This is a genomic window from Nonomuraea sp. bgisy101 (assembly GCF_057708945.1).
Genome location: NZ_JBYITD010000049.1, coordinates 28,267 through 41,825, shown reverse-complemented (window position 1 = coordinate 41,825; position 13,559 = coordinate 28,267). Strand labels below are relative to the sequence as shown.

Annotated in this window: 18 protein-coding genes; 11 read left to right on the top strand and 7 right to left on the bottom strand. The window is 67.7% G+C overall.

Annotated features, from left to right (window positions below):
- The first annotated feature begins 54 nt into the window (after positions 1 to 54).
- The gene (gene idi, locus AC3EO4_RS49985; RefSeq protein WP_379572840.1) at positions 55 to 639 is read left to right on the top strand and encodes an isopentenyl-diphosphate Delta-isomerase; all 585 of its coding nucleotides are present in this window, start codon (positions 55 to 57) and stop codon (positions 637 to 639) included.
- 260 nt (positions 640 to 899) lie between these two features.
- Here the strand turns inward: idi and AC3EO4_RS49980 are convergent, their stop codons facing one another.
- Together AC3EO4_RS49980 and AC3EO4_RS49975 are read right to left on the bottom strand one after the other, a co-directional pair.
- Positions 900 to 1,979 (bottom strand): inositol-3-phosphate synthase, encoded by a 1,080-nt coding sequence (locus AC3EO4_RS49980; RefSeq protein ID WP_379572841.1) that lies wholly within the window; start codon positions 1,977 to 1,979, stop codon positions 900 to 902.
- A 13-nt stretch (positions 1,980 to 1,992) separates the two neighbouring features.
- A complete protein-coding gene (locus tag AC3EO4_RS49975) occupies positions 1,993 to 2,568 on the bottom strand; it encodes a PadR family transcriptional regulator (RefSeq protein ID WP_379572842.1) in 576 nt (191 codons plus the stop codon).
- A gap of 133 nt (positions 2,569 to 2,701) precedes the next feature.
- Here AC3EO4_RS49975 and AC3EO4_RS49970 point away from each other — a divergent pair, with 133 nt between their 5' ends.
- From AC3EO4_RS49970 to AC3EO4_RS49955, 4 genes are all read left to right on the top strand, one after another.
- A complete protein-coding gene (locus AC3EO4_RS49970) occupies positions 2,702 to 3,088 on the top strand; it encodes a DUF5318 family protein (RefSeq protein WP_379572843.1) in 387 nt (128 codons plus the stop codon).
- A 219-nt stretch (positions 3,089 to 3,307) separates the two neighbouring features.
- Positions 3,308 to 5,806 (top strand): transglycosylase domain-containing protein, encoded by a 2,499-nt coding sequence (locus AC3EO4_RS49965; RefSeq protein WP_431903095.1) that lies wholly within the window; start codon positions 3,308 to 3,310, stop codon positions 5,804 to 5,806.
- On the top strand, positions 5,803 to 7,101 hold the full coding sequence (locus AC3EO4_RS49960) for a glycosyltransferase family 87 protein (RefSeq protein ID WP_379572845.1): 1,299 nt from the start codon (positions 5,803 to 5,805) through the stop codon (positions 7,099 to 7,101). The genes AC3EO4_RS49965 and AC3EO4_RS49960 overlap by 4 nt, the downstream gene beginning before the upstream one ends.
- Positions 7,101 to 8,147 (top strand): mannosyltransferase family protein, encoded by a 1,047-nt coding sequence (locus AC3EO4_RS49955; protein ID WP_431903093.1) that lies wholly within the window; start codon positions 7,101 to 7,103, stop codon positions 8,145 to 8,147. The genes AC3EO4_RS49960 and AC3EO4_RS49955 overlap by 1 nt, the downstream gene beginning before the upstream one ends.
- Positions 8,148 to 8,210: 63 nt before the next feature.
- Here the strand turns inward: AC3EO4_RS49955 and AC3EO4_RS49950 are convergent, their stop codons facing one another.
- Positions 8,211 to 8,954, bottom strand: a complete 744-nt coding sequence (locus AC3EO4_RS49950) for a deoxyribonuclease IV (protein ID WP_431903091.1) — start codon at positions 8,952 to 8,954, stop codon at positions 8,211 to 8,213.
- A gap of 76 nt (positions 8,955 to 9,030) precedes the next feature.
- On the opposite strand from AC3EO4_RS49950, the gene AC3EO4_RS49945 reads away from it, so the two are divergent.
- On the top strand, positions 9,031 to 9,207 hold the full coding sequence (locus AC3EO4_RS49945; protein ID WP_379572848.1) for a hypothetical protein: 177 nt from the start codon (positions 9,031 to 9,033) through the stop codon (positions 9,205 to 9,207).
- A 455-nt stretch (positions 9,208 to 9,662) separates the two neighbouring features.
- On the opposite strand, the gene AC3EO4_RS49940 is transcribed toward AC3EO4_RS49945, so the two are convergent.
- Positions 9,663 to 9,974: a hypothetical protein gene (locus AC3EO4_RS49940; RefSeq protein ID WP_379572849.1), complete on the bottom strand. Its 312-nt coding sequence runs from the start codon at positions 9,972 to 9,974 to the stop codon at positions 9,663 to 9,665.
- A 187-nt stretch (positions 9,975 to 10,161) separates the two neighbouring features.
- Here AC3EO4_RS49940 and rpsF point away from each other — a divergent pair, with 187 nt between their 5' ends.
- The 4 genes from rpsF (at position 10,162) to rplI (ending at position 11,927) form a co-directional block, all read left to right on the top strand.
- Positions 10,162 to 10,452 carry a 30S ribosomal protein S6 gene (gene rpsF, locus AC3EO4_RS49935; RefSeq protein WP_379572850.1) on the top strand — a complete coding sequence of 97 codons (291 nt, stop codon included), beginning with the start codon at positions 10,162 to 10,164 and terminating at the stop codon, positions 10,450 to 10,452.
- An 80-nt stretch (positions 10,453 to 10,532) separates the two neighbouring features.
- Positions 10,533 to 11,117: a single-stranded DNA-binding protein gene (locus tag AC3EO4_RS49930; protein WP_431903088.1), complete on the top strand. Its 585-nt coding sequence runs from the start codon at positions 10,533 to 10,535 to the stop codon at positions 11,115 to 11,117.
- Between the two features lie 112 nt (positions 11,118 to 11,229).
- A complete protein-coding gene (gene rpsR / locus AC3EO4_RS49925) occupies positions 11,230 to 11,466 on the top strand; it encodes a 30S ribosomal protein S18 (RefSeq protein WP_020543048.1) in 237 nt (78 codons plus the stop codon).
- 14 nt (positions 11,467 to 11,480) lie between these two features.
- Positions 11,481 to 11,927, top strand: a complete 447-nt coding sequence (gene rplI, locus AC3EO4_RS49920; RefSeq protein WP_379572852.1) for a 50S ribosomal protein L9 — start codon at positions 11,481 to 11,483, stop codon at positions 11,925 to 11,927.
- A gap of 123 nt (positions 11,928 to 12,050) precedes the next feature.
- Here rplI and AC3EO4_RS49915 read toward each other — a convergent pair whose 3' ends face one another.
- From AC3EO4_RS49915 to AC3EO4_RS49905, 3 genes are read right to left on the bottom strand one after another with little or no spacing between them, the layout of a single operon-like run.
- Positions 12,051 to 12,503: an SRPBCC family protein gene (locus AC3EO4_RS49915; RefSeq protein ID WP_431903085.1), complete on the bottom strand. Its 453-nt coding sequence runs from the start codon at positions 12,501 to 12,503 to the stop codon at positions 12,051 to 12,053.
- Entirely contained in the window at positions 12,500 to 12,841 is a 342-nt protein-coding gene (locus AC3EO4_RS49910; protein ID WP_379572854.1) for an ArsR/SmtB family transcription factor, read from the bottom strand. The genes AC3EO4_RS49915 and AC3EO4_RS49910 overlap by 4 nt, the downstream gene beginning before the upstream one ends.
- A gap of 6 nt (positions 12,842 to 12,847) precedes the next feature.
- Positions 12,848 to 13,207: a VOC family protein gene (locus tag AC3EO4_RS49905; RefSeq protein ID WP_379572855.1), complete on the bottom strand. Its 360-nt coding sequence runs from the start codon at positions 13,205 to 13,207 to the stop codon at positions 12,848 to 12,850.
- 44 nt (positions 13,208 to 13,251) lie between these two features.
- Between AC3EO4_RS49905 and AC3EO4_RS49900 the strand changes: the two genes are divergently transcribed.
- Positions 13,252 to 13,530 carry an MmyB family transcriptional regulator gene (locus tag AC3EO4_RS49900; protein ID WP_431903082.1) on the top strand — a complete coding sequence of 93 codons (279 nt, stop codon included), beginning with the start codon at positions 13,252 to 13,254 and terminating at the stop codon, positions 13,528 to 13,530.
- Positions 13,531 to 13,559: the final 29 nt, after the last annotated feature.

The window sequence follows — 13,559 nt, the reverse complement described above, 5'->3', positions numbered from 1 at the left end:
ACAGATGTTGAAAAGTGTTCCAGCTAACCGTCATGATCACGTACGCTACAGACTGTGACTCCTGACGAACTCGTGGTGTTGGTCGACGGCGACGGCAACGCGATCGGCACCGCACCCAAGACGTCGGTGCACGGTCCTGACACACCACTTCACCTGGCCTTCTCCAGCTACGTCTTCGACGAGGGCGGCAGAGTGCTGCTGTCCAGGCGGGCCTCCCACAAGGTCACCTGGCCGGACGTGTGGACCAACAGCTGCTGCGGCCACCCGCTGCCGGGCGAGTCCCTCGACGACGCGGTGGTGCGCAGGCTCTCCTACGAGCTGGGCCTGGTCGTCGACCACGTCGACCTGATGCTGCCCCGCTTCTCCTATCGAGCGATCATGGGTAACGGCATCGTCGAGCACGAGCTCTGCCCCGTCTACCGCGTCCTGACGACCGCGCCCGTGCGGCCGAACCCCGAGGAGGTGGGGGAGGTGCTGTGGATGCCGTGGAAGGAGTTCACGGCGGGCGTGATGTCGGGCCTGCTGGCGATCTCGCCATGGTGCCGCGACCAGGTGCCCCAGCTCGACGACCTCGGCGCGGACCCGCTGGCCTGGACCCCCGCGACGGCCGCCGACCTGCCTCCCGCGGCCCGCCGGTGAACGTTCCCGCTCGCGTGCCCGGGCCCGCCACGGCGCACAGGAGAACGGCGCCAACGGAAACGGGGCCGCGGGCAACGGGCCGAAGGAAACGCCGCCGCGGGTAGGGCGCGCACGAAGAACGCCGACGTGTCGTCGGTGAGGGGAGCCCGCGCGCTGGAGCAGCGCGCGAAGACCGACCCCTGCCACGACGAGACGCCGGCGCTACGTCGGCTTGCCGTACGGGATGGCCGGCCGTAGGGGTGGCCGGCCGTACGGGATGGTCAGCGCTCGACTTCGCCGCGGATGAACTTCTCCACGTAGTCGCGCGCCTCGTCGTCGGAGTACTGCTCGGGCGGCGACTTCATGAAGTAGGAGCTGGCCGACAGGATCGGCCCGGCGATGCCCCTGTCGAGGGCGATCTTCGCCGCGCGGACCGCGTCGATGATGATGCCCGCCGAGTTGGGCGAGTCCCACACCTCGAGCTTGTACTCGAGGTTCAGCGGGGTGTCGCCGAACGAGCGGCCCTCCAGACGGACGTAGGCCCACTTGCGGTCGTCGAGCCACGGCACGTGGTCGGAAGGACCGATGTGCACGTCGGCCCTGGCCATCTCGTGCGGGATCTGCGAGGTGACCGACTGCGTCTTGGAGATCTTCTTCGACTGGAGGCGCTTGCGCTCCAGCATGTTCATGAAGTCCATGTTGCCGCCGAAGTTGAGCTGGTACGTGCGCAGCAGCTCGACACCGCGGTCCTCGAACAGCTTGGCCATCACGCGGTGCGTGATGGTGGCGCCGACCTGCGACTTGATGTCGTCGCCGACGATCGGCACGCCCGCCTCGGTGAACTTCTCCGCCCACTCGGGGTCCGAGGCGATGAAGACCGGCAGCGCGTTCACGAAACCGACCTTGGCGTCGATCGCGCACTGGGCGTAGAAGCGGTCGGCCTCCTCCGAGCCCACCGGCAGGTAGGACACCAGGACGTCGACCTGGGCGTCCTTCAGCACCTGCACGACGTCGACGGGCTCTTCGTCCGACTCCTCGATGATCTCGCGGTAGTACTCACCGAGACCGTCGAAGGTGTGGCCGCGCTGGACGATGACACCCGTCGGCGGCACATCCGTGATCTTGATGGTGTTGTTCTCGCTGGCGACGATCGCCTCGGACAGGTCGCGGCCGACCTTCTTGGCGTCCACGTCGAAAGCGGCGACGAACTCGACGTCGCCGACGTGGTATTCACCGAACTTGACGTGCATCAGACCCGGCACTCGTGTGTCCGGGTCGGCGTCCTTGTAGTAGTGGACGCCTTGAATCAGCGACGCCGCGCAGTTGCCGACACCGACAACGGCTACGCGTACCGAACCCATCGCACTCGCTCCCTTACTCATCTGATGACGTATCTTTCGCGGGCTCCTGTGAGGCCCTGCGTTCTGTTGCGATCAGCTCATTCAGCCAGCGCACCTCGCGTTCGACCCCTTCCAGGCCGTGCCGTTGAAGCTCCAGCGTGTAGCTGTCCAGGCGCTCCCTCGTGCGGGCCAGCGCGGTGCGGACGCTGTCGAGTCGTTCCTCCAGCCGGCTGCGGCGTCCTTCGAGGATGCGCAGCCGTACCTCGGCCTCCGTGTGCCTGAAGAAGGCGAAGTGGACACCGAAGCTCTCGTCCTCCCACGCGGACGGACCCGCTTGGGTGAGCAGATCCTGCAGCCGCTCCTTGCCGTCGGCTGTGAGTTTGTAGACGATCTTCGACCGCCCTCCCACCGCCTCCGTCGGGCGTTCCTCCGCGATGAGCCCCTGTTCGAGCAATGACTTCAGGCACGGATACAGCGAGCCGTAGGAGAAGGCCCTGAACATTCCCAGCAGCGCGTTGAGCCGTTTGCGCAGCTCGTAGCCGTGGAGCGGGGTCTCGTGCAGCGACCCGAGCACGGCGAGTTCCAGGACTCTGCCCTGTCCGCTGGCCAAGGGAACCGCCTCCTCTCGCGTCGATGTATCGAGTCGATACATCTTCAGGATACGTCGTCTCGCTATATCACTGCAATTAACGGATTCCCCAAGAGGTTGGGAGCAATCGGTAAAAAGCCGTAGTCTGGCGCGCATGTGGTCACAGCGAGGGGTGGTGGACTACGGACTTGCGAAGCGGGCGGCGGTGCGCTCGCTTCGTTCCGGGCGTGCCTCCACCCGTGAGATCTGTGACGCACAGCCGTATCTCCTTCGCGCGGCACGACACTTCGGCGAACTGACCGAACGCCCCTGCCCGGTGTGCGAGAGAGAGAACGTCACCAACGTGACCTATGTCTACGGGGATTCGCTGGGGCGACATGCCGGTCGTGCAAAGGCCACGTCAGAGATCCTCGAGATGGCCCATGATTACGAGGAGTTCCGGGTCTACGTGGTCGAGGTCTGTCAAGGTTGTTCCTGGAACCACCTGACCGTCTCCTATGTCCTCGGCAACGGGCCACCCGACGGCGTCGGCACCACCTGAACCGAGGACGGCGCCCGCCGTGCAAGACGACGACGATGCGAGGACGTGTTGAGTAACAGCAGCTATGGCCCCGAGCCGACCGGACGCGGACAGCGCTCTGATGGAACGGCTCGCCAGGGAAGGCGCCGTCGCTCGAGTTCCGTGCCCGCTTCGCAGCCGCCGCAAACCGGCTGGGCCTCGGAACGCCGTCCCGAGGCGGCATTCGAGCAGACGGGCGCCATGGATGCCCAGCCTCCCGCCCCCGCCAGGTCGTCGGGGCCGTCGGGGCCGTCGGGGCCGCAGCAGATGCCGCCGCAGCAGACCGCGCAGTACCCGACGGGCGGCCCGCCGACGTCGACACGCAGGCGCGGCGCCGAGGAGACGATGGTGAGCGGGCCCGAGGCCCGCCGTGCCAGAGGTGGACGCGGCCCTGGCGGCCCCGAGGGTCCCGGCCGCGGTGGCGGCGGTGGCGGCGGCGACTCCGGCAAGGGCCGCCGCGGGTGGAAGCGGTTCATCCCGAACTGGAAGATCGTCATGGCCGCGATGGTCGTGATGGCGGCCGGCGTGTTCGGCATGATCTGGGTCGCCTACTCGGGCACCCCGCTGCCCAAGGTGGCCCAGCAGGGCGCGACCGCCCAGGAAAGCATCATCTACTACAACGACAAGAAGACGGAGATCGCCCGCTGGGGCATCCCGCGCAAGATCATCGACATCAGCGACGTCAACGACGCGGTCAAGGACGCGACGATCGCCATCGAGAACAAGACCTTCTATGAGGACTCGGGCATCTCGATCCCCGGCATGATCCGTTCGGTGTGGATGACCGCGACGGGCCAGCAGGTCCAGGGCGCCTCCACCATCACCCAGCAGATGGCCCGCAACTACTACGAGGGCCTCAGCCAGGAGCAGTCGATCCAGCGGAAGATCAAGGAGATCTTCGTCGCCGTAAAGATCAACAAGGAGTACTCGAAGGACAAGATCCTTCAGGACTACCTCAACACGATCAACTACGGGCGCGCCTTCGGGATCCAGGCGGCGGCCGAGGCGTACTTCGGCAAGGGCAAGAAGGCCAAGGACCTCACCCCGGCGCAGGCGGCGTACCTGGCCGCCCGGATCCAGCAGCCGAACTGGGACAGCGACGACCCCAGGCTCCGCACCCGATGGAGCACGGTCGTCCAGTACATGGCGGAGCAGTTCCCGCAGAAGTACGCCAACCTGCCCACCACGGCCAAGTTCCCCAAGACCGTGAAGACCTCCGAGAAGAGTGAGCTGGCCGGTCTCAAGGGCTACATGGTCCAGGAGGTCCTCGCCGAGCTGAAGCGGAACAACATCTCCGGCGACGAGGTCGAGCGCGGCGGTTTCAAGATCGTCTCCACGTTCGACAGGAAGCTGATGCTGGACGCGAAGAAGGCCGCGGAGAGCGTCACGTCCCGCATGGACAAGGAGTACCACGTCGGCCTCGCCTCCGTGGAGAACAAGACGGGCAGGGTGCTGGCCTTCTACGGCGGCAGGAACTACATCACCGACCCGTGGAACGAGCCGTTCAGGTCCTACAAGCAGGCGGCCTCGGCCTTCAAGCCGTACGTGCTGGCCGCCTGGCTCGACGCCGGCTACAGCCTCAGCAGCTACGTGCCGGGCAACGAAACCGTGCCCAAGGTGCTCCCCGGCCAGCAGCCCGGAGGCTTCCGCAACAGCCACAACGTCGGCCAGGCCGTCGACATCGTCAAGGCCACCGCGGCCTCGGTCAACACCGCGTATGTCTCCATGGCCTACAAGCTGCCCAACCAGCTGGAGGACGTGCAGCGGATCGTCGAGGAGGCGGGCCTCGGCAAGCAGCGGATGGAAGAGGACATCAAGGCCCACAACTACGGCTTCTCGATCGGCTCGGCCCTGGTGTCGCCCGTCGAGCAGGCGGCGGGCTACTCGATCTTCGCCAACGGCGGCAAGCACATCGACTACCACGTGGTGCAGAAGGTCACCGACCCCTCGGGCCTGGTCGTCTACGACCCCGAGAAGAAGTCGCCGCGTCAGGTGATCTCGGCCGAGGCCGCCGCCGACGCCACCGTCGCGATGCAGGCGGTGCTGCGGGCCGGCGGCACCGCTGCGGGCAAGGGCCTCGGGTCCCGCCCCGCCGCGGGCAAGACGGGCACCAACAACGACGAGAAGGAAGCCTGGTTCGTCGGCTACACCCCGCAGATCTCCACGGCGGTCGGCTTCTACCGCGAGGAGTGCAGGACCTCCTCCGGAAAGGTCGTTCCCCCGCAGCACTCCAACTGCCCTGGGACCGACGGCAAGAAGAACAGCAAGTACGACGGAATGACCAAGGTCTACACCAAGCCCTACGAGGTGTCGCTGGGCTTCGAGGGCGCCGGCCCGCCCACCGAGGTGTGGCGCGCGTACATGCTCGCCGCCCACGAGACGCTGAAACTGCCCGTCGAGCAGTTCCCCACCCGGGCCAACATCGGCCAGCCGGAGAACATCGTCGAGAAGCCGAAGCCCACGCCGACGCCGACCCCCGACAACCCGTTCGGCACGCCGGAGGACCCGTGGGGCGACGACAACGGCAACGACTGCGGCCTGCTCGGCTGCGATGACAACAGCGACAACAGCGGGCTGCCCGAGGACGGCACCACCGAGGCCGACCGTCTCGGCGACGTCGGCACGGGCGAGGACCCGATGGGCGGCGGCGCCGTCGTGCCCGACCCCATGACCGGGTCCACCAGGCGCGACGACGAATGACACGGCTGTCGTCGACGGCACGGGCGGCCGTGCCGTACCTGCCCCTGGGGCTGTTCGCGGCCCTGGGGGCGATCCTCGCCTACGTCTGGAAGCTGCCCTGCAGGACCGGCGGCTGGAACAACTCCGTCCAGACGTACGCGAATGCCTGCTACACCGACATCTACCCGCTCTTCTTCGACCGGCAGCTGCACACGCAGAACCCGTACTTCGCGGACGTGCCGTTCGACAAGCAGGTGGAGTACCCCGTCGTGCTCGGCGAGGTCATGCAGGTGATCGCCTGGCTGGTGCGCTGGATGACGCCGGACGAGGCGACGCAGGCGGTGCGCTTCTACGACATCACGGTGATCCTGCTGGGGATCTCCCTGGTGGTGGGCGTGCTGCTGATGGCGGCCGCGGCGGGGCCCACGCGCCGGTGGGACGCGGCCTGGTACGCGCTCGCTCCCGCCGTGATCCTCGCCGCCTACATCAACTGGGACCTCATCGCGGGCGCCCTGTCCATGGGCTTCCTGCTGGCGTGGGCGCGCGGGCGGCAGGTGCTCGCGGGCGTCCTGCTCGGCCTGGCGATCGCGACCAAGTTCTACCCGCTGATGTTCGTCGGCGCGCTGTTCCTGCTGACGGTGCGCACGTGGAAGTGGCGTCCGTTCCTGATCACGATGGGGTCGGCGGCGGCCGCGTGGCTCGTCGTCAACGTGCCCTTCATGGTGCTGGCGTGGGAAGGCTGGCGGCGCTTCTACGTCTTCTCCCAGGAGCGCGGCATCGACTGGGGCTCGCCCTGGCTGTTCTTCGAACGCAAGGGCTGGCCCATCCTCGGCAGCATGGACCCGAGCCTGCTCGGCATGATCTCGCTCGCGCTGCTGTGTCTCGGCATCGCCGTGCTGACGGTGCTGGCGCCGCAGCGACCGCGGCTCGCGCAGATCTGCTTCCTGGCGCTCGCGGCGTTCATGATGACGAACAAGGTGTGGTCGCCGCAGTTCGTGCTGTGGCTGGTGCCGTTCGCGGTGCTGGCCAGGCCCAACTGGAAGCCGATCGCGCTGTGGCAGGTCGCCGAGGTCTGGTACTTCTTCGCGATCTGGCTCTACCTGCTCTACCAGGACGAGGACACCAAGCACCTGGGCATCGGCGACAACGTCTACTTCACCGCCGTCTGGGGCCGCATCATCACGATCCTCATCCTGATGGCGTTCGTGGTGCGCGACATCCTCCGCCCGGACAAGGACCTGGTACGGCAGGCAGGCGTCGACGACCCGGTCGGCGGCGTCTTCGACCGGGCCCCTGACAGGTTCTCGCTCGCCTGATGAAGGCGCTGGGAATCTGGGTCGCCTCCCGTCTCGGACTCCTGCTCGTCACCCTGATGGGTGTGTCGTGGCTGGTCGGCACGGGCGACTACCTCGCCAGGTGGAAGCAGTGGGACGCCAGCCTGTTCGTCACCATCGCCACGTACGGCTACGCGGGCGACCCCGCCGCCGCGCACGACCCCGGGCTGCCCGCGTTCTTCCCCGGAATGCCCGCCATTCTCCGGCTCGTCCACCTGGTGGTGTCCGACTGGGCCCTGTGCGGGCTGCTGATCTCGCTGGTCGCGGGCGGCGTGGCGGCCATGGCGCTGGCGCGGCTGGCGGAGTTCGAGGGCGGCTCCGGCACCGCGGCGGTGCTGGCGATGATCCTCTTCCCGACGGCCGTCTTCCTGGCCGCGGGCTACAGCGAGGCGCTCTTCCTCGCGCTGGCCATCCCCGCGTGGCTGGCGGCGCGCAGGAGACAGTGGGCCGCGGCCGCCCTGCTGGCCGCGGGGGCGTCCGCGGTACGCATCACGGGGCTGTTCCTGGCGATCGCGCTGATCGTCGAGTTCGCGCTCAGCAGGCCGCGGTGGCGGGACCTGCCGTGGCTGGCGGTCCCGTTCGTGCCGCTGATCGCCTACTCCTGGTACCTGCACGGCCGTACCGGCGACTGGCTCGCGTGGAAGCACGCCCAGGAGGCGGGCTGGGGCAGGGAGATGGTGTGGCCGTGGGAGGCGTGGCGGACCACGTGGAACTCCGCGATGGGCGCCGACGACTTCGCCGTCGCCTTCCGCATGGAGATCGCCGGCGCCGTGGTCGCCGTGGTGACGCTGGGGTGGCTGCTCGTGCGGCGCCGGTGGAGCGAGTTCGTCTACTGCGGGTTGCAGGCCGGCGCGCTGCTGCTGTCGGCCTACTACCTGTCGGTGCCGCGCTCGCTGCTGCTGTGGTTCCCGCTGTGGGTACTGCTGGCGCGGCTGTCCACGCGGTGGATCATCGCGTACGGCCTGCTGCTCGGCCCGCTGATGGTGCTGAACACCCTGCGTTTCCTCACCGGCGCGTGGGCCGGCTGAAACTCTTACCCGCTTCCTTCGAAAAGTAATCCATGGAAGTTATCCACAGCCTGTGGGTTTCCCTCACAGATTCTTGCGGAGGAAGGCGATGTCCTCCGCTTGACCTGCGAATGGCGTCTCCACGATGATCGGCGCCGCCGCCTTGCGGCACACCTCGAGAATCAGCTCAGAGTCGATCTGACCCTGCCCGAGGTTGGCGTGCCGGTCGGCGCCCGAGTCGAACGAGTCGCGCGAGTCGTTGCAGTGGACCAGGTCGATGCGGCCGGTGATGGCCTTGACCCTGTCGACCACGTCGACCAGCTCCTCGCCTCCCGCGTGCGCGTGGCAGGTGTCGAGACAGAAGCCCACGTCGAACCCGTCGAGCGCCTCCCACAGCCTGGCGATACTGTCGAGCCTGCGGGCGACGGCGTTGCCGCCGCCCGCGGTGTTCTCGATGAGCACGGGGATGGGGCACTCCATCCGCTCGAACACCTTGCGCCAGTTGTCGAACCCGATCTGCGGGTCCTCGTCCTTGTTGAGATGGCCGCCGTGGACGATCAGGCCCTTGGCGCCCAGGCTCGCGGCCGCCTTGAGGTGCTGCTCCAGCAGCTTGCGGCTGGGGATCCTGATCCGGTTGTTGGTGGTCGCCACGTTGATCAGGTAGGGCGCGTGGATGTAGATGTCGACGCCCTCGACCGGCTTGTCGGGCAGCACCGGGGCCTTGTAGCCCTGCGGGTCACCGAGGAAGAACTGCACGATCTCCGCGTCGCGTTCGGCCGCGTGGGCGGCGGGATCGTCCTGGTCGACATGAGCTCCGATGCGCACCATGCCCTCCAGGCTATCTGTTTGGCGGGGACGCATCAGGGCAGTCGAGGCGCAGCCCCCCGTACGCAAGGAGCGCCAGATGACCCGCTATCGCTTAGGCAGTTTCGTCTTTCTGATCTACATCCTCGTCGGGCTCTACGTGGCCTGGATCTACGACTACATCACCCCCGCTCTCCTGAAGGACGTAGCCGAGGCACTGCTGGCCACGTTCCTGTGGTTCGTCCTCCTTCTCGGCGGAGACCTTCACCTGGGCTGAGACCGTCGTCGCCCGGCGTCAACGCATAGCACCACCGGCCGGACATCGGACTGGTCCGATGTCCGGCGTCTTCGTCTTCCCTCCGCTCGGCCCCACGAGCGCTGCCCGCCGGTTCGTGCCGTCAGGGGTCGCATGGTTCGCGGCGTACGGGGACGCATGGTTCGCGCCGTCAGGGAACGCATGGTTCGCGGCGTACGGGGACGCATGGTTCGCGCCGTCAGGGAACGCATGGTCCGTGCCGTTCGGGACGCATGGTTCGTGCCGTCAGGGGACGCATGGTTCGCCCCGTCCGGGTGACGCGTGAGGAGCGCGCCGCACGGCCCGCGGTAGCGGGCGGAACGCGACCACGCGGACGGCCGCTCTCGCGTTCGCCGCGGAAGGAACGTGTCACGCGCGAGCGTGCCGCTTCCGCAGGGAAGGGCCTCCGGCCACGGAAGGACGGGAGGGGTCCGCGCCTACGGGAGGAATCCGCCGCGGGCGATGCCCAGCGCCACGCCTACGAACGACGCCACGATCCCCACGATGTTCAGCGCCCGCTCGGGCGTCGTCGCCGAGATGTACTGCGAGTAGAGCCCGCCTCCGAAGCCGAGCGCCCCCACCCACGACGAGACCACGTGACCACCGGGAAAGAAGGTCGCTCCGAACGCGATCAGGCCGCACACCAGCGTCCCGATGGACAACAGGTTCTCGACAGGATGTGAGCGGCCGTCGCTGTTGAGCGTCATTTTGAACTTCTCGTTCTCGCCGGGACGAAGCACGTGTGGCATGGCTACCACCCCCTCATCAGTAAAGGAGTTCCCATCCGTGAGCGGCTGGTAACCTGAGCAGGCTGCGTTGTGCTGGGTCAACCGCCGCCGGGTCGCCGAAAGGGGCGAATCCGGTGAAAACGTCAGCGTCCTCCTGTCACGGCAGAGTGTCGTGACCGCAAGAGTCCAGAGGAGGTTGGAGTCCAACATGCGTCGTTACGAAGTAATGGTGATCCTGGACCCTTCGCTCGATGAGCGCACTGTGGCGCCGTCCCTCGACCAGTTCCTCGCTGTCGTCCGCAACGACGGTGGCACCGTGGAGAAGGTCGACGTGTGGGGCCGCCGCCGTCTCGCCTACGACATCGACAAGAAGTCGGAAGGCATCTACGCCGTCATCGACCTGTCCGCCGAGCCGGCCACGGTCAAGGAGCTCGACCGCCAGATGAACCTCAACGAGGGCATCATGCGGACCAAGGTTCTCCGCCCGGACGTGCACTAAGCAGCTCGTTCTCCCGATTTTCTGTCGGGGGCGAGCCGTAGTCTGAGCCGTAACCCAAGAGTTGAGGAAGGGCTCCAGCCATGGCAGCAGGCGACACCGTCATCACCATCGTCGGCAATCTTGTCAACGATCCTGAGCTGCGCTTCACCCCTACGGGGCAAGCCGTGGCCCAGTTCCGCGTCGCGTCCACTCCGCGGTTCATGGACCGCCAGACCAACGAGTGGAAGGACGGCGAAAGCCTCTTCCTGACCTGCAACGTGTGGCGTCAGGCGGCCGAGAACGTCGCCGAGTCGCTGCAGCGCGGCATGCGGGTCATCGTCCAGGGGCGGCTCAAGCAGCGGTCTTACGAGACCAAGGAAGGCGAGAAGCGCACGGTCTACGAGGTCGAGGTCGACGAGATCGGCCCGTCTCTCCGTAACGCCACCGCCAAGGTCAACCGCACCACCCGTCAGGGTGGCGGCGGTGGCGGCTTCGGCGGCGGTCCCGCCGACGACCCGTGGGCCTCGGCCACGCCCGCCCCGCCTCAGGGCGGCGGCGGTTACGGCGGTGGCGGCGGCGGCGGCTTCGGCGGCGGCAACCAGGGTGGCGGCTTCGGCGGCAACCAGGGTGGCGGCGGCTTCGGCGGCGGCGGCGGCGGCGACTTCAGCGACGAGCCTCCTTTCTAGTCCGAGGTGCCCGTTCGCGGGCACCTCACGGCCAGGCCGCGAGGCCTGACCACCTGTCAACAAGCCCGAGTCCATTCCCGCTTCACGGCGGGGCTCTGAAAGGAGCACCACGATGGCTAAGCCGGCACTGCGCAAGCCCAAGAAGAAGGTTTGCCTGTTCTGCCACGACAAGATCTCCTACGTCGACTACAAGGACACGGCGCTGCTTCGGAAGTTCATCTCCGACCGCGGCAAGATCCGTGCGCGTCGGGTGACGGGCAACTGCACCCAGCACCAGCGTGACGTGGCGACCGCGATCAAGAACGCCCGTGAGGTGGCTCTGCTGCCCTACACGAGCACCGCGCGCTAAGGAGGACTTGCGACATGAAGCTCATCCTCACCACCGAGGTCTCCGGCCTCGGCGCCCCCGGCGACATCGTCGAGGTCAAGGACGGCTACGGCCGCAACTACCTCGTTCCCCGCGGCTACGCGATCCTGTGGACGCGCGGCGGCGAGAAGCAGATCGCTTCGATCAAGAAGGCGCGCGACGCCCGCGAGATCCGCGACCTGGGCACCGCCAAGGAGATCGCCGGCCAGCTCGGCGCCCTCAAGGTCAAGCTGACCACCCGCGCCGGCGAGTCCGGCCGCCTGTTCGGCTCGATCACCACCGGTGACATCGCCGACGCGGTCAAGAAGGCCGGTGGCCCGGTCCTCGACCGTCGTCGCATCGAGATCGTCAACGCGATCAAGAGCGTCGGCTCCCACAAGGTCAGCGTCAAGCTGCACCCCGAGGTCTCCGCCTCCGTCGACGTCGAGGTCGTCGCCGGCTAGCGGTTTCTTCATGAGCGAAGCCCCCGTGGGTCTCCCGCGGGGGCTTCGTCGTTCCCCGTGCACGTCCGCGCCCGCTCGAAGCGATCGCCGGTCCGGCCCGGTCTTGCTGCTTCTGCGCCGGTGTCAGAGGCGGTCGAGGAGTTCTTCCAACGCGCGCATGACGCCGGATCGCCAGCCGCCGCCCATGATCGCGCGGGCGCGCTGCTGGAGCGGGTTGTCCGGGTCGAACCCTTCGTGCACCAGGAACAGGCGGGTACCGGCGCCTTCCCTGTGCAGGGTCCAGGTGATCGTCCAGTCCGCGCCGTGGGCCTCCGACGGGGCGGCGTCCTGCCAGCGGATGCTGAGCATCTTCTCGGTCTCGAAGGCCAGGACCTCAGCCTGGACGGTGCCGGAGAATCCGGTGGCGGGAATCGCGACCGCCTGCATGGTGTAGCGGTGCCCGACCTCGAGCCGGAAGTCGCCCGGCATCAGCCATTGGGCGAGCAGGTCCGGCTTGGTCAGTGCCCGCCACACCTTGGCCGGCGGATGCCGCAGGAACTGGTCGACGTGGACGGTGGTCAGATCGTCATCGGTCATGATTCTTCCTCGGTCATGCGGTCGAGCAGGTCGCGCAGGCCGGTGAGCTTCTCGCGCCAGAACCGCTCGAACGGGTGGAGCCACTCCTGCACCTCGTGGAGCGGAACGGCCTCCAGCCGGTAGATCCGCTGCCGGCCCACCTTCTGCTCGCTGACCAGCTCGGCCTCACGCAACACTCGCAGGTGTTCGGAGAGGCTGGGGCGGGCCATGTCGAAGTGGCCCGCCAGCCGCTGGACGGGCTGCGGTCCCTCCTCCCGGAGGAGTCGCAGCACCTCCCTTCGCACCGGGCTGGCCAGGGCCGCGAAGATCCGGTCCTCGACTGCTTCTACGGCGGGCATCGCGGTTCAGGAGGCGGACAGGACGAAGGAGTTGCCGTCCGGGTCGGTGAAGGTGGCCTGACGCCCCCATGGCAGGTCCATGGGGCCGTCGACCGCCGCTCCTGCCCGGGCGAGGCGGGCGCAGTCGGCGTCGAGGTCGGACGTCTCCAGCATGATCCCCTTCGCGGAGCCGGGGGTGAAGCCCTGCTCGGCGGCGGCCAGCGTGAAGCTGGTCTGCGCGCCTTCGGGCGCGACCTGGAGCCAGCGCACCGGCCCCATCCGCCTGTCGGTGAGCACCTCGAAGCCGAGGGCGCCGACGTAGAAGTCCTTGGCCGCGTCCTGGTCGGTGACGGGCAGCGTGACGAGTTTGGCGTGCGTGATGGTCATGCGGCTCATAATAGGTAGGAAATCTCCTACCTATCAACTCGATCGTGGTCGATCGACCATTGCGGACGGTCATGGGCTGGCCGCCACCGGCGACGACTTCAGGGAAGGCGTGGGCGGAGCACCGGCTCAGGGACAAGACGCATGGCCGCTACGTCTACCTGCACCCCGTGGCCGGCGAACTGGATCTGTCGTTCGAGACGCCGCGGCTGCCCGACGATCCTGACCAGGCGCTGGTCGTCCACACCGTAGAGGAGGGGTCGCCTTCGCACACCGCGCTGCGGCTGCCGGCGGCCTGGGCACGGGAGGCGTCGCCGGCGCGCTGAGCATAAGCCGTCAAAGGTACATATGGGCC

What these genes read in the sequence shown, in the direction of transcription:
- AC3EO4_RS49980 (WP_379572841.1), bottom strand. Translation starts at nt 1,979, where the DNA reads ATGGGTTCGGTACGCGTAGCCGTTGTCGGTGTCGGCAACTGCGCGGCG.
- AC3EO4_RS49945 (WP_379572848.1), top strand. Translation starts at nt 9,031, where the DNA reads ATGACCCGCTATCGCTTAGGCAGTTTCGTCTTTCTGATCTACATCCTC.
- AC3EO4_RS49955 (WP_431903093.1), top strand. Translation starts at nt 7,101, where the DNA reads ATGAAGGCGCTGGGAATCTGGGTCGCCTCCCGTCTCGGACTCCTGCTC.
- AC3EO4_RS49950 (WP_431903091.1), bottom strand. Translation starts at nt 8,954, where the DNA reads ATGGTGCGCATCGGAGCTCATGTCGACCAGGACGATCCCGCCGCCCAC.
- AC3EO4_RS49905 (WP_379572855.1), bottom strand. Translation starts at nt 13,207, where the DNA reads ATGACCATCACGCACGCCAAACTCGTCACGCTGCCCGTCACCGACCAG.
- rplI (WP_379572852.1), top strand. Translation starts at nt 11,481, where the DNA reads ATGAAGCTCATCCTCACCACCGAGGTCTCCGGCCTCGGCGCCCCCGGC.
- AC3EO4_RS49930 (WP_431903088.1), top strand. Translation starts at nt 10,533, where the DNA reads ATGGCAGCAGGCGACACCGTCATCACCATCGTCGGCAATCTTGTCAAC.
- rpsF (WP_379572850.1), top strand. Translation starts at nt 10,162, where the DNA reads ATGCGTCGTTACGAAGTAATGGTGATCCTGGACCCTTCGCTCGATGAG.
- AC3EO4_RS49915 (WP_431903085.1), bottom strand. Translation starts at nt 12,503, where the DNA reads ATGACCGATGACGATCTGACCACCGTCCACGTCGACCAGTTCCTGCGG.
- AC3EO4_RS49960 (WP_379572845.1), top strand. Translation starts at nt 5,803, where the DNA reads ATGACACGGCTGTCGTCGACGGCACGGGCGGCCGTGCCGTACCTGCCC.
- AC3EO4_RS49910 (WP_379572854.1), bottom strand. Translation starts at nt 12,841, where the DNA reads ATGCCCGCCGTAGAAGCAGTCGAGGACCGGATCTTCGCGGCCCTGGCC.
- AC3EO4_RS49970 (WP_379572843.1), top strand. Translation starts at nt 2,702, where the DNA reads ATGTGGTCACAGCGAGGGGTGGTGGACTACGGACTTGCGAAGCGGGCG.
- AC3EO4_RS49965 (WP_431903095.1), top strand. Translation starts at nt 3,308, where the DNA reads ATGGATGCCCAGCCTCCCGCCCCCGCCAGGTCGTCGGGGCCGTCGGGG.
- AC3EO4_RS49940 (WP_379572849.1), bottom strand. Translation starts at nt 9,974, where the DNA reads ATGCCACACGTGCTTCGTCCCGGCGAGAACGAGAAGTTCAAAATGACG.
- rpsR (WP_020543048.1), top strand. Translation starts at nt 11,230, where the DNA reads ATGGCTAAGCCGGCACTGCGCAAGCCCAAGAAGAAGGTTTGCCTGTTC.